At 70.5% G+C, this 18607-nt stretch carries 18 protein-coding genes; 8 read left to right on the forward strand and 10 right to left on the reverse strand.

Annotation, left to right across the window (positions count from 1 at the left end; all coding sequences use genetic code 11):
- From AB8Z75_RS06665 to AB8Z75_RS06700, 8 genes are all read right to left on the reverse strand, one after another.
- The gene (locus AB8Z75_RS06665) at positions 1-1164 is read right to left on the reverse strand and encodes a questin oxidase family protein (protein ID WP_369200448.1); all 1164 of its coding nucleotides are present in this window, start codon (positions 1162-1164) and stop codon (positions 1-3) included.
- A 142-nt stretch (positions 1165-1306) separates the two neighbouring features.
- Positions 1307-2113, reverse strand: a complete 807-nt coding sequence (locus AB8Z75_RS06670) for an ABC transporter ATP-binding protein (RefSeq protein WP_369200449.1) — start codon at positions 2111-2113, stop codon at positions 1307-1309.
- Positions 2114-2191: 78 nt separating this feature from the next.
- Positions 2192-2932 (reverse strand): MBL fold metallo-hydrolase, encoded by a 741-nt coding sequence (locus AB8Z75_RS06675; RefSeq protein WP_369200450.1) that lies wholly within the window; start codon positions 2930-2932, stop codon positions 2192-2194.
- Between the two features lie 154 nt (positions 2933-3086).
- Positions 3087-3599: a hypothetical protein gene (locus AB8Z75_RS06680; RefSeq protein WP_369200451.1), complete on the reverse strand. Its 513-nt coding sequence runs from the start codon at positions 3597-3599 to the stop codon at positions 3087-3089.
- A gap of 253 nt (positions 3600-3852) precedes the next feature.
- Positions 3853-4509: a lactate utilization protein C gene (locus AB8Z75_RS06685; protein ID WP_369200452.1), complete on the reverse strand. Its 657-nt coding sequence runs from the start codon at positions 4507-4509 to the stop codon at positions 3853-3855.
- Entirely contained in the window at positions 4496-6061 is a 1566-nt protein-coding gene (locus AB8Z75_RS06690; RefSeq protein ID WP_369200453.1) for a lactate utilization protein B, read from the reverse strand. Before AB8Z75_RS06690 ends, AB8Z75_RS06685 begins: the two co-directional genes overlap by 14 nt.
- A gap of 187 nt (positions 6062-6248) precedes the next feature.
- Positions 6249-7001 (reverse strand): (Fe-S)-binding protein, encoded by a 753-nt coding sequence (locus AB8Z75_RS06695; protein ID WP_369200454.1) that lies wholly within the window; start codon positions 6999-7001, stop codon positions 6249-6251.
- A gap of 286 nt (positions 7002-7287) precedes the next feature.
- A complete protein-coding gene (locus AB8Z75_RS06700; RefSeq protein ID WP_369200455.1) occupies positions 7288-8412 on the reverse strand; it encodes an NAD(P)-binding domain-containing protein in 1125 nt (374 codons plus the stop codon).
- A 72-nt stretch (positions 8413-8484) separates the two neighbouring features.
- Here AB8Z75_RS06700 and AB8Z75_RS06705 point away from each other — a divergent pair, with 72 nt between their 5' ends.
- Positions 8485-8907, forward strand: a complete 423-nt coding sequence (locus AB8Z75_RS06705; RefSeq protein ID WP_369200456.1) for a secondary thiamine-phosphate synthase enzyme YjbQ — start codon at positions 8485-8487, stop codon at positions 8905-8907.
- A 122-nt stretch (positions 8908-9029) separates the two neighbouring features.
- Here AB8Z75_RS06705 and AB8Z75_RS06710 read toward each other — a convergent pair whose 3' ends face one another.
- Entirely contained in the window at positions 9030-10259 is a 1230-nt protein-coding gene (locus tag AB8Z75_RS06710; protein WP_369200457.1) for a serine hydrolase domain-containing protein, read from the reverse strand.
- Positions 10260-10734: 475 nt separating this feature from the next.
- On the opposite strand from AB8Z75_RS06710, the gene AB8Z75_RS06715 reads away from it, so the two are divergent.
- The 7 genes from AB8Z75_RS06715 to AB8Z75_RS06745 all read left to right on the forward strand — a co-directional run bounded on the left by AB8Z75_RS06715 (position 10735) and on the right by AB8Z75_RS06745 (position 18173).
- The gene (locus tag AB8Z75_RS06715) at positions 10735-11406 is read left to right on the forward strand and encodes a Crp/Fnr family transcriptional regulator (RefSeq protein WP_369200458.1); all 672 of its coding nucleotides are present in this window, start codon (positions 10735-10737) and stop codon (positions 11404-11406) included.
- A gap of 122 nt (positions 11407-11528) precedes the next feature.
- Positions 11529-12374, forward strand: coding sequence for a hypothetical protein (locus tag AB8Z75_RS06720; RefSeq protein ID WP_369200459.1), 846 nt, complete (start codon positions 11529-11531; stop codon positions 12372-12374).
- Positions 12371-14518 (forward strand): hypothetical protein, encoded by a 2148-nt coding sequence (locus AB8Z75_RS06725; RefSeq protein ID WP_369200460.1) that lies wholly within the window; start codon positions 12371-12373, stop codon positions 14516-14518. The genes AB8Z75_RS06720 and AB8Z75_RS06725 overlap by 4 nt, the downstream gene beginning before the upstream one ends.
- A gap of 31 nt (positions 14519-14549) precedes the next feature.
- Positions 14550-15671, forward strand: coding sequence for a PE-PGRS family protein (locus AB8Z75_RS06730; protein WP_369200461.1), 1122 nt, complete (start codon positions 14550-14552; stop codon positions 15669-15671).
- Complete coding sequence (locus AB8Z75_RS06735) at positions 15668-16174, forward strand: Pycsar system effector family protein (protein ID WP_369200462.1); 507 nt, start codon at positions 15668-15670, stop codon at positions 16172-16174. Before AB8Z75_RS06730 ends, AB8Z75_RS06735 begins: the two co-directional genes overlap by 4 nt.
- Positions 16175-16466: 292 nt before the next feature.
- Positions 16467-17426: a M48 family metalloprotease gene (locus AB8Z75_RS06740; protein ID WP_369200463.1), complete on the forward strand. Its 960-nt coding sequence runs from the start codon at positions 16467-16469 to the stop codon at positions 17424-17426.
- A 264-nt stretch (positions 17427-17690) separates the two neighbouring features.
- On the forward strand, positions 17691-18173 hold the full coding sequence (locus tag AB8Z75_RS06745) for an MSMEG_6728 family protein (RefSeq protein WP_369200464.1): 483 nt from the start codon (positions 17691-17693) through the stop codon (positions 18171-18173).
- Between the two features lie 247 nt (positions 18174-18420).
- On the opposite strand, the gene AB8Z75_RS06750 is transcribed toward AB8Z75_RS06745, so the two are convergent.
- On the reverse strand, positions 18421-18607 hold a 187-nt coding region (locus tag AB8Z75_RS06750), incomplete at its 5' end, for a hypothetical protein (RefSeq protein ID WP_369200465.1).

Here is an 18607-nt window from a genome sequence, read left to right on the forward strand (position 1 = left end):
TCAGCGGGCGGGTTCGATCAGTTGGGTCGTCCGCAGCACGGCCGCCACCGCGAGGGGATCTTCGCCGTTCTCCCTCGCGGCGACATCGAGGGCGGTGTCCGCGAACTTGATGGCGTGCTCGTCCCCGTGGGCGGCTGCCCCGGCGAACGCCTCCTGTGGGGTGAGCCCGCCGCCGGTGGGGGCGGGCATGCCCTGCGAGGGCCCGTAGATGGCGGTGACGGCCGCGCTCGCCGCCCAGGCGGCATCGACGCTGGCGGCCCACAGCTCGCGGGGCAGCGCGGGCAGGACGCGCAGTACGGCGTTGGGGGCTGTCGCCGCGTGCACCAGCATGACGGGCGAGCCGTGCGCGTGGGTGGCGTACCGGTGGGTGGCGGCGCGGACGATCTCCTCCAGGTCTGCGCGGGCACGCTCGGGGCCGGTGCTGGTCCCGTCCGGGTCGGTGCTCCCGCCTTCCGGGCCGGTGCCTCCGCTTTCCAGTCCGGTGCTCCCGCCTTCCGGCCCCAGCCGGTTTCCGGCCTCCGTCGTGTGGTGCGGGCGGTGGGGGAGGGCCGAGATCCGGGCGAGCCGTTCACCGATGCCGCCGCTCTGGTCGGCGATCAGCGGTACGGCGTCATAACCCTCGTCCGCGGAAGCCCGTCCGGGGAGCATCTCGATCTCTGCCAGAGTGCTGTGCCGTGCTGCCCAGTAGCCGAGCGCGTGGGCGAGCTCCGCACGGCGCGGTGAGGTGTCGCCGCCCTCGGTGAGGAGGGCGCGCACCGCGTGACCCGTCCGGATCACCGGGTGGGTGGCGCCTCCGGAGATGCCGGGCAGCAGCAGCGGCCACCAGAGGGCGAGGACGTCGCGCCAGGGCCGCTCTTCCATCTTGTGGGTGAAAAAGCGTGTCCAGTCCGTAAGGCGCGAGGGGTCGCCTAGAGCGGCACGCCAGTTGGTGTCCGTGACGGGTGCGCGACTCCCCGGCAGATCCTCCAGCCTGTCCGCGTAACCGTCGAGCCAGCGGTGCACGAGGCCCGTCTGTCCGTGCCGCACCAGAGCTTCGACCGCCATGGGGGCGTGGTTGGTGAGCCAGCCCTCGAACTCGGGGCCGGTGGAGTGGAGTCGTTCGAGGGCCTCGTCCAGCGTTCCTGTGGGGTCGCCGCGTCCGGTGTGCGTCGCTGTGGGATCCATGCCGGGACGCTACGGCGGGCCACGCCGTGCCGGAACGGGCGCGGGACCGAACGCGGTCTGCCTCAGGTCCTAGGACCGACCTGGCCGCACGTGCCGCAGCTGCCCGAAGCGGAACCCGCCCGACCCCGAGACGGCCGGGCGGTCAGCTCCGGTGGCCCGAGCGGGCCAGCCACCGGCCGTCCTGGTGCGTGACGTCGATGGGGCGGCCGAAGCACCGGGTCATCAGCTCTCCCGTCAGCACGTCGCCGACCGGGCCGCACGCGCCGACACGGCCCTCGCGCAGCAGCAGCGCGTGACTGGTGGTGGGCGGCAGCTCCTCCAGGTGGTGGGTGACCGTGACCGTCGCCAGAGCCGGACGGTCCGCGGCCAGTCGGCGCAGCGCGTCGATCAGGTCCTCGCGGGAGGGCAGGTCCAGGGCGTTGAACGGTTCGTCCAGCAGCAGCAGGGACGGCGCGGGCATCAGCGCCCTGGCGATCAGGATGCGAGCCCGCTGCCCGCCGGAGCACACTCCGAAGGGCCGGTCCGCGAGTTCCTTGCACCCCAGCTCGGACAGCAGGTCGTGGGCCAGTTGGCGGGTCTCGTCGTCGTACTTGCGCCACAGCGGCTGCACGGTGCCCGTCGCGCCGGTCAGCACGACGGTATGCGCTGTCGCGTCCTGGGGGACGCTCTGGGAGGTGGACACGTGTCCGATGTGGGCGCGCAGCTCCCGTACGTCCACCCGGCCGAGGCGGTTGCCCAGCACCTCCACCGTGCCGGAGGTGGGGTGCATGACGGCGCCGATCAGTTTGAGCAACGTCGTCTTGCCCGCCCCGTTGGCTCCCAGGAGCGCCCAGTGCTCACCGGCTCGCACCGACCAGTCGATCCCGTCGAGGATGACCTGGTCAGAGGCCACGCGGCGGACACCGACCCCGTCGATCGAGGCGACCTGGCGGGGCGCGGGCTGGTTCATGGCGGGCCTCCGATGAGCTCAGGCGGACGGATGCGGCACCCGGAGGGCTCGGTTCCGGCTGCCGTGCGGGCGACCAGACTAGCTGTATGCTGCAGCAGCCTGCTCGAGTGTCTCACCGCCGGCGCGCGCCAGCGGCGCGCCGTGTCCGAAGCAGACGGTCTCCACCGCCCCGACGCCCAGGTCGCACAGGCGGAGGAAGGACGCAACGGTGCGCGCCCTGTCCTGGTTGAAGACCCCCGGCACCGGTCCGGCCTCGACCCTGGCCACCGCGTCACCGGTGAACAGCACACGTTCCACGGGCAGCAGGAGGGCGATACTGCCGCGCGTGTGCCCGGGCACGCACAGCACCCTGGCGCCCCCGCCGAAAGCGAGCACGTCCCCCTCGGTCACCTCCCGGTCGACTCGGGAGGGCGGGGCCGGCGGGACGGCAGGGGCACGGGAGGTGATGCCGAAGGGCGCGTGCACCTGGTCGAAGGCGGCGCGTTCCCACTCCGGGGCGGTCGCCAGGTCGGGCGGCGGAGCCGGCACCTCACCGCGGATGACGGGTGCGTCCGCGGCGTGCGCGATCACCTCGGCGCCGTGCCGCTCGGCGAGTTCGGCCGCGGATCCCGCGTGGTCGGGGTGGCAATGGGTCAGCACGATCCGGCGCAGCGCCCCGTGACCGGTGCCGCCGCGCCGGATGGCGTCCTCCACCTCGTCCGCGGCACCGGGCGGGCCGGTGTCGATGAGAGTGAGCTCTTCCCCGTCACGCCACAGATACGCCTGGCCGACGGGGAACGGAATCAGATGCAGGGACGGCCGCACGCGCACGGTTTCCATGGCGGGAACCGTATGCCCTCGCGCAGGCCTCGCCCAGGGAGTTACGCCGGCGGCGTACCGGCTGTGCGGACAGCGCATCCCGCGCCGGACAGCGCATCCCGGACCGGGCGGGGACTCCCGTGCCGGGCTGCGCATCCCGCACCTGGTGGAGAGGTCAGGAGCGGCTGCGGGCCCTGGCGTACCGGCCCACCGGCGGCAGCCAGCACAGCACCACGGTGACCACGGCCAGCACGGGGGCTGCGAGACTGGTCGCGTAGAGCCCTGTCGGCGGGGCGTCCCGCAGTACCAGAAGGTGCGGGAAGGCACCCGCGAGCAGCGCCGCGACGCTGAGGGTCACACGGGACCACAAGGAAGCCTTGCGGGCCAGCACCGCACACAGCAGCACCAGGAGGGCCAGCGCGACGGCGAACGCCGCGCGTGCCGACATGGTGTCCTGCCAGTGGGTGACGACGTCGTCCCAGGCCGTCCCGGACATCCGCTTCAGATCGGCGGACTGGGTGTCCGCCGGGAGACCGACGGCGGAAGGGTCGCTGTCGACGGCGTTGCGGACGTTCTCGTCGGCGAGGTCCTTGCCCCCCAGGTACACCATCGACGCGCTCAGGATGCCGGAGAGGGCCGACAGCGCAGCGGCGGAAAGCACGACGACCATCAGAAGTGGTCTGCTCACCGGTCTGTCGGGTCTGAAGCCGGGTTCCATGGGACCGGTCGGCGTGACGGAGTGGGAGGAGGTGACAGGGGAGTGGCTCACGTGCGCGTGTCTCCTTGGGGGAAGCACTGGGGGAAGATGATCGCGTCGACTTTTGCACGCACGCGCGTCCCGAACCACCGGTTCCGGTAAGTAACTTGAAGAACATCTTCCCCTGGCGTCGCACCGAGCCAGGGCGTCGCACCGAGCCAGGAAAGTCGGGGGTGCTCGGCGATCAGGTCATCGGGACGCCCTCGCCGACGAGTACGACATCGAGGGTGCGCGGGCCGTGCACGCCCTCCACACGGTTCAGCTCGATGTCGCTGGTGGCCGAGGGCCCGGAGATCCACGTCTGCGGGCGGGCGGGATCCAGCCGCTCCAGCGCCTGCGGAACCGAACCGACGACCTGATCGGGCACCCGCACCACGCAGATGTGATGGTCCGGCACGAGCGTGATGCTCCGCCGCCCCTGATCCGGCGAGGCGTCCAGCACCAGCGTGCCCGTCTCGGCCACGGCGACCGCGCATCCGGTCACCACACTGCCGACCGCGTCCAGATCGTGCGGAGTCAACTCCGCCGAGTCGGGGAGATTCTCGACGTCCTGCGGCAGCCACGCTTCCGGTACCCCGGCGGGCGTCACCACGCTGCGCGAACCCACTCGTGCCAGCAGCTCGGCGACCGTCTGGGGCAGTTCGGCGGGGGAACAGTGGTGCACTCGGGCCCGGTAGTCGACCAGATGCTCGGTCAGTAGCCGGACGGTCTCCCGCGTGCTGCGCTCCCCGTGCACCCGCAGATAGTCGCGGCCGACCGGCGCCTGGTCGGGCCGCTCCCCGCGAGGCACGTCGGCCAGGGCGCGCCGTACCCGGCCCAGCACGGTCTCACGGCTGCTCATCGGACCCCTCCTGTCGGTCCTGTCCGCCGGGGGCCTTCTGCCGTCCCTCCGGGCGGACGCTCTCCTGCTGGTCGTTCCCCGCGGCCCCCGGAGGCGTGCGTGTGCGCCGCCACCAGTCGCGGAAGGACTCGGGCGGTACCCGGGGCGTGTCCCTGGTGTCCGTCCAGGCGCTGCCCGGCCCCGGCAGCCTGTTCGGCACCAGCCGGCGGGCCCGCGAGGCGAGGCGCTCCCCTGCGCGCAGGGCGCGCGGGTGATCGAAGGTCCAGGAGGCCGCCCGCATGGCGGCTCGTTCGGCCGCGTGCCCCTTGGCGGGCCGCACAGTCGTGCGCTGCCCGCGGACGGTGACCGTCCCGCCCTGCACGACGCGCTCCCTCAGGTGCACCAGCACCTCGGGGATGTCGATGGCCACAGGGCACACCTCGTAGCAGGCACCGCAGAGCGACGAGGCGTACGGCAGGGAGGCGTCCAGGCCGGTTTCCAGGCTGTCGAGCTGCGGGGTGAGGATCGCCCCGATGGGCCCCGGGTAGGGCGATCCGTAGGCGTGCCCGCCCGCACGTTCGTAGACGGGACAGACGTTGAGACATGCCGAGCAGCGGATGCAGCGCAGCGTCTGCCGGCCCACCTGGTCGGCCAGCGTGTCGGTACGGCCGTTGTCCAGCAGGACCAGGTGGAAACTGCGGGGGCCGTCGCCGTCGGTGCTGCCCGTCCAGGTCGAGGTGTAGGGGTTCATCCGCTCGGCCGTCGAGGAACGCGGCAGCAGTTGGAGGAAGACCTCCAGGTCCTGCCATGTGGGGACGACCTTCTCGATACCGACCACCGAGATCAGCGTCTCCGGAAGCGTCAGGCACATCCGGCCGTTGCCCTCGGACTCGACCACGACGAGCGTCCCGCTCTCCGCGACCATGAAGTTCGCCCCGGAGATGCCCACCTTGGCGTTCAGGAACTTCTCCCGCAGATGCAGCCGTGCGGCCTCTGCCAACTCCGCCGGTGTGTCGCTGAGCCCGTCCGGCGCGGGCCGCCCCCAGCGGCCCATCTTCTCGGCGAAGATGTCGCGGATCTCGCCGCGGTTGCGATGGATGGCGGGGACGAGGATGTGCGAGGGCCGGTCGTCACCGAGCTGTACGATCAGCTCCGCCAGGTCGGTCTCGTAGGCCGCGATCCCGGCGTCCTCCAGCGCCTCGTTGAGACCGATCTCCTGGGTCGCCATCGACTTGACCTTGACGACCTCGCGCTCGCCGGTCTCCCGTACGAGCCGGGTGACGATCTCGTTGGCTTCCGCCGCGTCCACCGCCCAGTGCACGGTGCCGCCGGCCGCGGTGACGGCGGCCTCCAGTTGCTCCAGGTAGGTGTCCAGATGACGCAGCGTGCGGTCCTTGATCTGCGCACCGGCCGTGCGAAGCGCCGCCCAGTCCGGCAGTTCGGCCACCGCGCCCGCTCGCTTGTCCCGGATCGTGTGGGTGGCGTGCCGCAGGTTGCGGCGCAGCCGCGTGTCCCCGGTGGACTCCTGTGCCGCCTGAGGGAAGGGCGGCATGCCCAGATAGGTGATGCTCACCGTGCCTCCCTGCTCGCCTCGCCGACGTTCCCTGCGCGTCCCTTGCTCGCTTTGCCGACGTTCCCTGCGGGTCCCTTGCTTACTTCGCCGGGGCTGTCGGCGCCCGCGTCAGCAGTGCGGGTCTCCTCGCCCGTCGTGCCGGAGGTTCCGTCCGGCCCGGAAGCTTTTCCTGTCGTCCGCTCCGGCTTCACAGCGGTGCCTCCCGGGTGCTCGCCAGAATCTCCGCCAGGTGCACGGGGCGCACCCGCGACCCTGAGCGGGAGAGGACGCCGCCGATGTGCATCAGACACGAGTTGTCCACCGTGCAGACCGACCCTGCGCCGCTCGCCTCGATGTGGCGTGCCTTGTCGGCGCCCATCGCGGAGGAGACGGCCGCGTTCTTCACAGCGAACGTCCCCCCGAAACCACAGCACTCCTCCGCGCCCTCCAACTCCCTCAGCTGGAGGCCCTCCACTTGTTCCAGCAGTTGCCTGGGACGCTCGCCGAGCCCCAGCATGCGCAGCCCGTGGCACGTCGGGTGATAGGTGACGGTGTGCGGGTAATACGCCCCCACGTCCGTGACGCCCAGCACGTCCACCAGGAACTCCGTGAGCTCGTAGGTGCGGGGCACCACCCGCTCCGCCGCCGCGGACAGCACCCGGCCGCGCCCCTCCGCAGCGGCCTTCGCGCCGATGCGCGGATAGTTGTCCCGCACCATCGCCGCGCACGACCCGGACGGGACGACGATGTGGTCGTACCCCTCGAAGGCGTCGGCGTAGCGCTCCACCAGCGGTTCGGTCGCGTGCCGGTAGCCGGTGTTGAACTGCGGCTGCCCGCAGCACGACTGCGCGTCGGGGAAGTCCACCTCCACACCGAGCCGTTCCAGCAGTGTCACCACCGCCTGCCCCGTGCGCGGATAGAGCGCGTCGTTGATGCAGGTGACGAAGAGCGCTACGCGCACGACGCCTCCCTTCCGTCCTCACCTGTCAGCCTTCGTGCCGGGCCGCACAGGCTCCATGCCTGTCCGCCGGCTCCATGCCTGTCCACGTCGGCGACGCTCCGGCCGCCACCCTGCTGCGGCAGACCGTACGGATGATCACCGTCAGGCCTACTGTCGCAGCAGTACGCCGCCACGCACCAGATCCGGGCCACGGACGGCGCGCGCGGCCCAGCCGTTCACCCTGCGTGAGGCGAGAGGGACACCAGAGGAGCCGGGGCACCACCGTCCGCGTCGGTGGGCGGACAGCTCAAGCGGCTGCCGGAGCCGCCGACGCGCGGGTGGCCGGGGTGTCGAGGGCTGGGGCGTCGGCAGCCGTCGCCAGCAGCTCCCGTACGTCCCGCACAGCGGCCCTCCCCGCACGGTTGGCGCCGATGGTGCTGGCCGACGGCCCGTATCCGACCAGGTGGACGCGGGGGTCGCGAGCCGTCCGCGTGCCCTCCAGCCGGATGCCGCCGCCCGGCTCGCGTAGCCGCAACGGAGCCAGATGGTCGATGGCGGGCCGGAACCCGGTCGCCCACAGAATCGTGTCCGCGCGTGCACGGCTTCCGTCGGCCCACTGGACCCCGTCGGCGGTCACCGAGGAGAACATCGGCCGTCGCTCCAGAACCCCGCGCTCCCTCGCGCGCCGCAGCTCCTCCGTCATGGGCAGTCCTGTCACCGACACCACGCTCTGCGGAGGCAGCCCCTGGCGCACCCGTTCCTCCACCAGCGCCACGGCCGCGCGGCCCTCCTGCGGGCCGAACTCGCCTGTGCGAAAGAGCGGCGGCCGTCGCGTCACCCACACGGTCTCCCGCGCGACCTCGGCGATCTCCATGAGGTGCTGTACCGCTGAGGTCCCGCCCCCGACGACCACCACTCTCCTGCCCACGAAGGCGTCCGCGCCGGGGCCCGGGTACTGGGCCGTGTGCAGTTGGTGCCCCCGGAAGAGCTCCTGCCCCTGCACGCGCGGCCAGAACGGGCGGTCCCAGGTCCCCGTGGCGTTGATCACCGCCCGTGTCGCCCAGTCACCTTCCGAGGTCCGTACCAGGAGGCGACCGTCGCGGCCGGCCTCCCGGACCTCCCGCACGTCGACGGGCCGCCGGACCGGCAGGTCGAAGACGCGTTCGTACGCGCGGAAGTACTCGCCGATCACCTCTGCCGAAGGACGCTCGGGATCGGCGCCGGTCAGCTCCATCCCGGGCAGTGCGTGCATACCGTGGACCCGGCCGTAGGTCAGGGTCGGCCACCGGAACTGCCACGCCCCGCCGGGCGCGGGCGAGTGGTCCAGAACGACGAACTCCGCGCCGGGCGCCAGTCCGGTACGCCGCAGGTGGTAGGCGCTGGACAGACCCGCCTGCCCGGCGCCGATGACCACGACCTCCACAGTCTCCATGCCTGCCCCAACCACACACGGCGCCGGAACGTTCCCGCGACCCGGCGGCCCCCGGCCCCCCAGAATGGGAGCATGACCGACGCACTCCGCACCCATGTCCTGCGAGTCGCCACCGGCTCGTCCGAGACCGTCCACGACCTCACCCGCGACTGCGAGGCCTTCCTCGCGGAGGCCGCACATGGCCGCGACGGGCTGCTCAACGTCTTCGTCCCGCACGCCACCGCGGGCATCGCCGTCCTGGAGACCGGCGCGGGCAGCGACGACGACCTGCTCGCCGCGCTGCGGGATCTGCTGCCGCCCGACGACCGCTGGCGCCACCGGCACGGGAGCCGGGGCCACGGCCGCGACCACGTCCTGCCCGCCCTCGTCCCTCCCCATGCCACCTTCCCCGTCCTCGGCGGCTCACTGGAGCTGGGCACCTGGCAGTCGATCTGCCTGGTCGACACGAACGGGGACAATCCGGAGCGGAAGGTGCGGCTGAGCTTTCTGGGGTGACCCGCGAGACGCTCTGGGCCCGCCCGTGGTGGCTGCGAAAGCTCCGTACTCCGCATGATTCCGCACGCTCGGAACGGGAAGAGAGCGTGCGCGGCGCGGATCTGAGCGTGAGATGTGGCGCTTCACTTCGCCTGGTGGCGGTTGAGTGGGCCCCGTCGCGTTCTGCTGCCGGCCCGTGCGGGGTCCGCCTCGCCCGGCTGGCGCCCCGACGCCGCCCTCGCCCTGATCACGGTCCTCGCCGGGCCCCGCGCCTCAGCGCGGGCGCGGAACGAGGCGACCGTCCAGGGATGCCCGCGACGGCCGCGGCTGGGGAGGCCGTCGCACAACGACGGCCTCCCCAGCCTCCCCCACGGCGGCCTCAACTGCGTCGACGGGGCGCGTGCCAGCGCATCCGCTGCTGACGCCGCCTCGGGCTGCTCGGGGCCGGCCTCATGGTTCCTCGTCGGGCCAGCCGAGGAGTGGGCGCCCAGGACCGCCGCTTCGAGGGTGAAGCGCTGGGTGGACTCGGTGGCGGTCTGCCGCTTGCCGCCCACGGTGGCGTACGCGGTCGTTCCCGCTCCCCACGCACTGCCGTTGTGGCCCCAGAAGGCGCCGCACGACAACTGGATCGGGTAGATGCTGAGCGCGTAGCGGCCGTAGACCTCGCCCTTCTCGTCCACGATCGGCACCGTACGCAGCATCTCGCGCAGCTCCGCCGGACCGATCAGCTTGCCGCCCAGGAGCGCGCCGTAGAAGCGGTCGACGTCGTCCATGGTGGAGATGATCGCGCCGGCCGTCCAGAAGTAGGACATGTTGTAGACGCTGTAGTCCTTGGGCGGGTCGATCAGGCTGTACTGCGAGTAGTTGTACATCCGCGAGTGCGGGCCCCGGATGACCGGGGAGTCGGGGAAGGTGGTGTCGTGCAGCTTCGCGGCGCGGATGACGTGCTTGTTGATGTACGACCTGGCGTCGGTGCCGGTGACGGACTCCAGCAGCAGCCCGGCGATCACGTAGTTGGTGTGGGAGTAGGCGGCCTCCTTCGTGGGCTCACCCGTCGAGGGCTGCTCGAGGCCGAGCCGGGCTAGCGCGCGCGGGTCGAACTGCCGGAACCTGCTCCTGTCGATGCTGGCCGGCGAGTTTTCGTCCAGGGAGGGGAAGAGGGCGGGCTTGTAGTCGGCGATCCCGCTGGTGTGGTTGAGTAGCCTCCCGACCGTGACCGCGCGCTTGAGCCCGTCCTTGCGCAGTTCGGGCAGGGAGTCGACGGAGTATCCGGCTCGCTGCACGGCGTGTGCCGGGACGCCCGCGGATTCCAGCGGGGCACGCGTCTCCAGCGACACGGCGTCCGGGAGCGGAAACCAGATCCTCTGCGGCACGGCGACACGCTCAGCGAAGACCCCATCGACATGCATCCCGAGGATCCGTGTGGCAGCGCATGGCGCCGGGCGCCGGAAAGACGCGTAATCGCTGTACATCACAACCCGTTGATTGTCCGCCCGGCTTTCCGGCAGGACATCAAGCCTCCCCGGCCGAGTCGAATACCGCCTGCTCCTCCTGCCTGCCAGAGCTGTGCCGGGGAGCCGGGTGTCAGGTGACGAGAGCGGTCACCCGCAGGGACAACCGGACTGGCCGGTGCCAGAGGTCTCCCTAACCGGGGGAAGGCTCGAGGTGCTGCGCTCTACGCTGGGAAGACAGTGCAGAGAAGGCTCCGTTGAAGGGCCGTGGGCCGGCCCGGCGTTGGGGGGATTTCTGGTGAGCACAGACGGCGTGAGCGGCCCTGTGGCCGGGACTCCGAAACCGCAGCACGTTTCTGCGGCCCCTGACCCGGCGCCGCCGCCCCGCGCAGGCAGGTTGGACGACCAAGTCCCGTTTCTGGCCCGATTGGAGCGCCAGGAGCGCATCGCCCTGCTGGAACTAGGACGGCCCATGACGTACGGCCCGCGGTCTGTCCTGGTGCACCAGAACGAACCCTCCACCCACGTGGTGATCATCCTCGAAGGATGGACAAAGGTCGTCCACTCCGCGGCCAACGGCTATGAAGCGCTGCTCGCACTGCGAGGGCCGGGTGACGTTGTCGGCGAGGCGTCCGCCGTCAACGGCCGCCCTCGGTCGGCCACGGTGGCCGCCCTCGGGGAGGTCGAGGCCGTCGCGATCGAACGCGATGGATTCCTGGGACACCTCGCCGACTACCCGGCCACCGCCCTTCAGTTGCTCAGCCTTGTCGGGGACAGGACACGGGCGAGCGATCGGCGTCGCGTGGAGCAGGGTGCCCTCGGAGTCCGGGCACGACTGGCGCTTCTGCTCCTCGATCTCTCGCGCACCCACGGGGTGCAGGACGCGGAGGGCGTGCGCCTGACCACCGGGCTCAGCCAGTACGAACTGGCGGGCGCGGTCGGGGCCTCGCGCGAGGCGGTGGCCAGGCTGCTGAAGGAGCTGAGGGCACGAGACATCGTCAGGACCAGCCGAAGGGGACTGGTCATCGTCCGTCCCGATCAACTCCGCCGGATCGGGGGCCGCGAGTAGCCGACGACAGGGGCGAGTTGTGTGCCATCGGCTACAGACGCCGTGTGCAGGTGTTCCTTCTCCGCTGTCAGACCCTCGGGGGATAGTGCTGCGGACCGATAACGACCGTCCGAGAGGCCCCCATGACCCTGGCCCAGTCAGAACCCGTCAACCGGACCATCCTGCTGTTCGACATCGAGGACTTCAGCCGGCGTGACGATGTGGCACAGACCTGTCTGCGCCGACAACTGCACGACGTGGTGGAGGACACGCTCGCCGGAGCGGGTGTGGAGCGGAACCTGCAGTACCGCGAGGACCGCGGAGACGGCCTGATCATCCTGGTGAGCCCCGACATTCCGAAGACGGCACTGCTCCGGGCGCTGCTGACAGTGGCTCCCGACGCGTTGCACCAGTACAACCGGCTGGCCTCCAGCAGTGCGCAGATGAGACTGCGCACTGTGCTGGCCGCCGGAGAGGTGGCCTTCGATCTGAAGCTCGGCACCGTCGGCGGGCTTGTCGGCAAGGACCTCAACCAGTCCTGCCGGCTGATCGATGCGGATGTGCTGCGCGACGCACTCGCGCAGCGGGACACGGATTGCGTGCTGGGGGTGTCGACCTCCGTCTACGACGGTGTGGTCAGCCACGGACACCGCGGACTGCGCCGGGAGGAGTTCCATCGCGTCGCGGTGAACGTGAAGAAGGAGCGGCTTGACCTCTGGCTGCACGGCCCGCTCCCGCACGGCGCTGATGTCCCGGCACCGGAGTGCGCGTCCGCCGAGAACAGCGGGGCCGGGGTGCACAGCGAGGCAGTCGGTCGAGTTTCTGCGGTGCCGTCGGGAGAGGCGGGCGTCACCTTCAACAGCGGCGCGAATCTTTCCTTCGGCGGCAGCCAGGTCTTCGGCAACCAGACCGGAGTCAGTGGAGGCCACGTCACCGGCGACGTCGTGCTTGGCAGCGCACGGCGCGGCTGCGGGGACGGGCAGCCATGAGCGACCAACCCGGAGAGACGCCCGCGGATCGGAAACAGGACGAGCCCGAAGCGGCGAACGGCGGGCCGGAGCAGAGCGACGAGCAGGACAAGGAGAAGGAGGACCGCCCGCAGGACGCGTGGGCGGCCCGGCGTGAGCTGTATGAGCACGTGCCGGCCTCCGTCGGTGGCAGCCTGGTCGGCGGTGACCAGACCGGGGTCAGCGGAGGCAGTGTCACCGGTGACGTCGTGGTCGGGACCAAGATCGAGTACCAGTACCGCTTCGGCGCTGCCACCCACACCTCCGGACAGATTCCCTCTGCCGAGCTACAGGACCTGGGCGCGGTGTTCGCCGGATACGACGAACGTGTCGCCCCGCTTCGCGAACGACTGCTCGATGAGCGGGTTCTGGTGCTGTCCGGCGCGCCCTTCACCGGGCGTCGCAGTGCTGCCCTGATGTTGCTGCAAGCCCTGGGGGCCATGCCTGTGCGGGCCATCGATCCCAACACCCGGCCTACCGCGCTGAAGGACGAGGTCGGCGGCGACTCCCGGGGCTACCTCGTCAGCGACCTGGTGACAGGCAAGGACAACCCGCTGCGGGACATCGATCTGTGGGCCGTCCGGGACACACTCCGGGAGCGGGAGAAGGATGCCTTTCTGGTCGTCACCGTCGGTCTGTTCGCCAACCTGCAGGGCGTGGACGCCGTCGAATGGGAGCCGCCGTCGGCTCAGGCTGTGCTCCGCTCCCACCTACACGCCCAGGTACTCGACCCGCCTCGGGAGGCCGAGCTGCTGGCCCTTCCCATCGCCCGGGAATTCCTCGGACGGGAGGACCACCAGTTGCGGGAGGCGGCGGCATTCGCGAAGGCCCTCGCCGCACACGCGGAAGGCACGATCAGCGGAGAGAATCTGGCGGACGTCGGCCCGGCCCTGGTCCGGGAACAGGTCCGGCAATGGTTCGCCGACGACGAGACCCCGCTGCGGGACAAGGCGTTCCTCATCTCACTGGCCGCGTTCGACGAGGCCGCCTACGCCCTGACCGCAGAGCTGAGCGACACCCTGTACGCGCAGTTCCAGAAGACCGAGGACGGACGGTCGGAGCCTCGGGTCGGCATCTTCGGCACATCCATCACGACGCGTTTGCGGCTGGCGCGTGCCCGCGAGTACTGGGAGCAGGAACACACCGAGTGGGGCCCCGTCGACCAGCGCAAGGCCCACTTCCTCGCGCCCAGAGCCTCCGGAGAGGTCCTCCGGGAGGTGTGGATGAGCCACCCCTCGGCGCGCCCGGCGCTGCTCACATGGCTGCGCGGGCTGGCACGCGACGGACGACCGCTGGTGCGCACCCGCGCGGCGGTGACCGCGGCGGTACTGGCCCGGGCCGACCTGCCGTCGGCGATGGCGCTGCTCGTCGAGGGCTGGGCGAGGTCGAAGCTCTACCGCGACTGCCTCGTCGCCGCCAACGCCCTTGCCATGGCACACGCGGTCGACGCCCCGAACGTCCCGCAGATCCTGCGCTCCTGGTGCGGCAACGAGAACGAACCACGGCTTCGCTGGACAGCCATTCGTGCCTACGCCCTCATGGGCCCCACGATGCCTGACGAGGCGTTCCAGGCCCTGGCCGATGCAGCGCGTACCAGTGACGACGAGCAGGAGGCGCAGCACATCGCGGAATCGGTCGCGCTGCTACTGAGTGACGAGTCGCTTCCGGTCCGCAGCCGGATTCTGCGGGGCCTGCTCGAACTCCTCCACGACGGGCCGTCCAGCAGAGGGCTCGCCCTGCAAGCGTTCGTCCTGGCCTGCACGCGCGGCGACAACCGGTTGTTGCTCAACTGGTATGCACAGGCATCCTCTTCCCGTATGGCCGATGCCGAGCGGCTGATCCAGCTGTGGCGCACTGTCCTGGGTGACCTGCGGTACACCAACGACGCTCTGAAGGCCCTGGAGAGCTGGGTCCATCAGGCGGAGGACGATCCGCAGGCCGAGCAAGAGCTGATGACGCTGCTGCCTGCGCTCGTGTGTTCCGCCGAGGACCGAAAGCGTCTGGAACACCTGCTGGGGTCGCTTCGCAGCAAGTGCGGTGGCGAGCCGCCTGCTGTGGCCGGCCGCTTGATCACCGTGCTGGAACCGCCCCGAACTGCACCTTTGCGCCCATGGGCCGCGACGTAGTTGCACCACGACCGAGTAAGGAGAGAAGAGCATGGTGAATCTTGGCCACGGGCCCGACTGGGACCAGGGCGCGGACCGGCACAGCGACCTATTCGATCCGGTCCTGACCGTGCGCCAGCTGTCCCGCTTCGACCACCGCAGAGAGTACAGCCGCATCGACAACGCGTTGGTCTTCACCACTGACAAGGGGGCTTACGACGTCTACCTTCCGCCGCACCGGCCAGCCCGCTCCCTGTTCTCGGCGAAGCGGTACACCGCAGTGTACGAAGTCGACATGGGGGTGCACACGTGCACCGCGTCGTTGCTGCTTCCCAGCGACAACGACGCCTTCGATTTCACCGCGCACGTGGAGATGACCTGGCAGGTGTCCCGTCCCGAGCAGTTCGTGCACAGCGGGGAACGGAACGTGCCCACCTGTCTGAGGCTCCGTCTGGAACAGCTGATGTACCCCGTCAGTCGCGCGTTCTCCGTTGACCGGAGCGCCGATGCGGAACGCGCTGTGTGCCGGGCTGTCGCTGCGGCGGGCGAGCTGGGCGAGGATGCGGGACTGCGCACATCGTACGCTGTACGGCTCAGGCTGGACGATGCAGCGATCGCACATCAGCAGGAACTCCGCCGCATCCGGTACGCCGACGAACAACTGGGCTGGTCGCACGACTTGGCGATGCGGGAGGACCGGCTTCGGGCCGAGCAGAGCACGGAGCAGGCGCGGTGTGAGCACGAACTGGTCATGCTCCGGGGCCGCCAGCAGGAGGATGTGCGGGAGCTGGAGGCGGAAAAGGTCAGGCACTACGAGTCCTACCTCCAGCGCGGCGGAGTGGCGATGTGGGCCCTGCACCTGGCACAGAATCCGGAGGATTCCCGGCTGGTGATGGAGAACCTGCGCAAGGACCAGATGGACCTCATTCGCAACCAGGCCAGCGTCGCCTTGCAGGTGTTGAAGGAAGGGAAGCTGGAGGACTACCAACGTGCGGGGCTGAACAAGCAGGCCGTGGAGATCATGGAGGGATTCCTGGCCGACACGCTGCCCGGTGACTCTCCCACGGCCACCGGGCCGGACGCCATCTCCTGGTCCGATCCCGTCGGAGATCCCGCGCGGTTCCGTGAACCGGCAAACGAGGCGCCCTCCGGCAGGGTCGAGGAGGGGCGATGAGCACGGAAGGGTCCGAGCCTTCCGCCGTGGGCTCCCGTCTGCTCACGGAACTGCGGTTCGAGACGGCCCACGCGGACAGCAAGGCATCCGTGCTCCTGGGAGCTATCAGTATGACGGTGAGTCTGTTCGGCGGATTGCTCGCGTCCCGCGGAGGGGCTCTGACGCGGCTTTCCGGGCCGGGGAGTGCGCTGCTGTGGACGGCCTTCGCTGCGCTGGCCGGAGCACTGGGATGCCTGCTTTTCGCCGTGTTACCCCGTTACGGGACGTGCCGGTGGTCGCCGGGGCGCCCCTTGACGTACTTCGATGACATCCGCCGGGCCACCGAGGACGGCCGGTTACCCGAGGCACTCGCAGCTACGGAGGCGCGCCCGGCCGACGCGATGCGCGAGGCACTGGCCCAGAACAGCCGCATCGTCAGGGCCAAACACGGGTGGATCCGTGTCGGCCTGGGCGCCTACTGCGCCGGGGTAGTCCTCTTTCCGTTCGCGCAGCTCGTTGGCTGAACCCACCTCACCGACTTCTCGCAACGGCGTCCTCATCCTGTTGTACACCAGCACAGAAGGCCTCACGATGACTTCTTTCCCCGGCCCCGGCCCGTCCGGCCGCCCGGCCAGTACCGCTCCCCCGATCGACCAGACCGCTGTGGCCTCCCTGCCGCCACACAGCCGGCGGGACACGGCGCCTGACACCACGGCCAGGCGCTCCGCCTGTCAGCCGCTCTGCGAACCGGAGAGCGGGTCCGGATCCGGGGCCGGGCCACTTCCGCCACACGGGGAGTTCGGCCAACGGGGCCGCGTGCACCTCACCCAGCGGCAACGCACCATCGACGTCGCGGCGGTGGGTCAACTGCTGCTGCATCTGCCGGCGCTCTTTGCCAGCGTGGTGATCGTGGCGGCTCTCTCCCATGTCCTTCTTCCCGTCTGGTGGCCGGGCGTTCTCCTGTGGCTCGGCTCCGGCGCCATGGCGTTCCATCGGCCCACCGAGAGAGCCGTGGCCCGTCACCTGCTGCACCTACGTCATCCCACGGCGCCCGAACGGGCGCGGGTGAAGAGGGTGTGGCGTGAGGTAACGGCTCGGGCAGGGATCGAGGGCCGTGCCTACGAGCTCTGGATCGAGGACAGTGACCATCTCAACGCCGTCGCCGCGGCCGGTCACATCGTCGGCGTGACCCGATTTTCGCTGGAGAGCCTGTCCAACGGGCAGCTGGCTGCGATTCTTGCTCACGAACTCGGCCACCACATCCGTGGCCACGCATGGTCCTCGCTCCTGGGACAATGGTACGCGTTACCGGGTCGGCTTGCGTGGGCCACAGTGCGGAGACTGCTCCGGTTCCTCGCCGTCTCCGTCACTGGCCGCGGGCGCATGCGCTGTTGGACGGTAGTGCTGTTCCTCGTGGTGTGCAGCGCGGTTGTGGTGGCCGCGCTGTCCTACTGGTATGTCGTGCTGGCGCTGGCACTCGCGCCCTACCTGCTCGCTGCCGTGGCGCGTCGGGCAGAGCTGCGGGCGGATCACCACGCGGTGACGACCGGTTTCGGTGCACCTCTCGCCGAGGTACTGGACATAATGCAGGCAGCGGAACGCGAAAGCGGCCATGTGACGGCTTCCGCTCTGTCCGGATGCGGCGAGACGGCCGTTGTTGAGACGGGAACCCCGGCTCGTGGCCGGAGTCAGGGCATCTTGGGCAAGCTCCTGTCCTCGCATCCCGACTACCACACCCGCCTGCACCACATCGCACCGTACCTGGATGAGCGATGAGCCTCTCTTCCAAGCCGTATCGAGGGGCCGCGTCGCCGCAGCGCTCCGTCACTGAGGCGACGTGCGTCGGGTGCGTGCAGCGGTCGTCCCAACGGAGTCTGGTGGATATCAGTAAGCGCGCGGGTGTCCGCCCGGGTCCCTCGCCTCCCGGCCCGCTATCGTCCGATGGGGGTCGATACAACCCGTGTCGCCCCATTCGGTCCCGGACAACCCGTGCGCCTTGGCCAAGGGGCACCTACCAGCGTGAAGGACTGGGTAGCACGCATGCAGACGTTTCTTCCCTACCCGGACTTCGCCGCCAGCGCCGCCGTGCTGGACACGCGCAGGCTGGGTAAGCAGCGGGTGGAGACCCTTCAGGTGCTGCGCGGTCTGACCGTGCCGGGCTACGGCTGGCGGAACCATCCGGCCGTACGGATGTGGACCGGGTACGAGGAGGCCCTGGTCCGGTACGGCCTTGAGATGTGCCGCGTCTGGACCGGCAGCGGCCGGGCGGACACCTGTGCGGGCACCATGCTCCAGGACTTCGCGGCGAGTGGGGACTCCGCTGACCCGCCCCGCGGTTACGCCGAGCTGGCGGCAGCCGACGAACTGCCCAACTGGCTGGGCGACCCCGCCTTCCACCGCAGCCACCAGTCCGCTCTGGTCACCAAAGCCCCCGCCTTTTACCGCACGCACTTCCCCGAGGTCCCCGAAGGTCTTCCCTACGTCTGGCCGGCATCGGACCGCACGCGCGACGCGCGACAGTAGACGCGGCCGGCTCCGTCCGCGCGTCTCGGCGGGGGCGGTAGCAGGGCCCGGGCCGAGTCGGTCGGGCCGGACAACCGTGCGCCTACCGCGCAAGCGTGCGGGCGTCGCCCATGCGTTGCCCGGCACCCGGATAAACACGGCGCGGGACGAGATCACTGCATCGGAGTAACTCCACCGGGCTCGTGGGACGAGCCGGGTGGGCCGGTCGTTAACTGGTTCTCGGGGATCTGAGCGGATTTCCCGATGTTCACTCCTCTCCCTCTCTTCCTCGCTTGCCGCCGCGTACGCCGATCACCACCGTCGCGAAGGAGTTACGGATGCCCGATCCTGGGTCTTCCCCGCTGCCGTCGAGTCCGCCCGCGGCCGCGGCACAGGCCCCCGCCCCCGCTGACGAGACCGACGTCGCGAAAGGCGCTGTGCCCACTCTCCCCGGC

Origin of the sequence: Streptomyces sp. PU-14G, assembly GCF_041028275.1 — a bacterium.
Classification (GTDB): Bacteria; Actinomycetota; Actinomycetes; order Streptomycetales; family Streptomycetaceae; genus Streptomyces.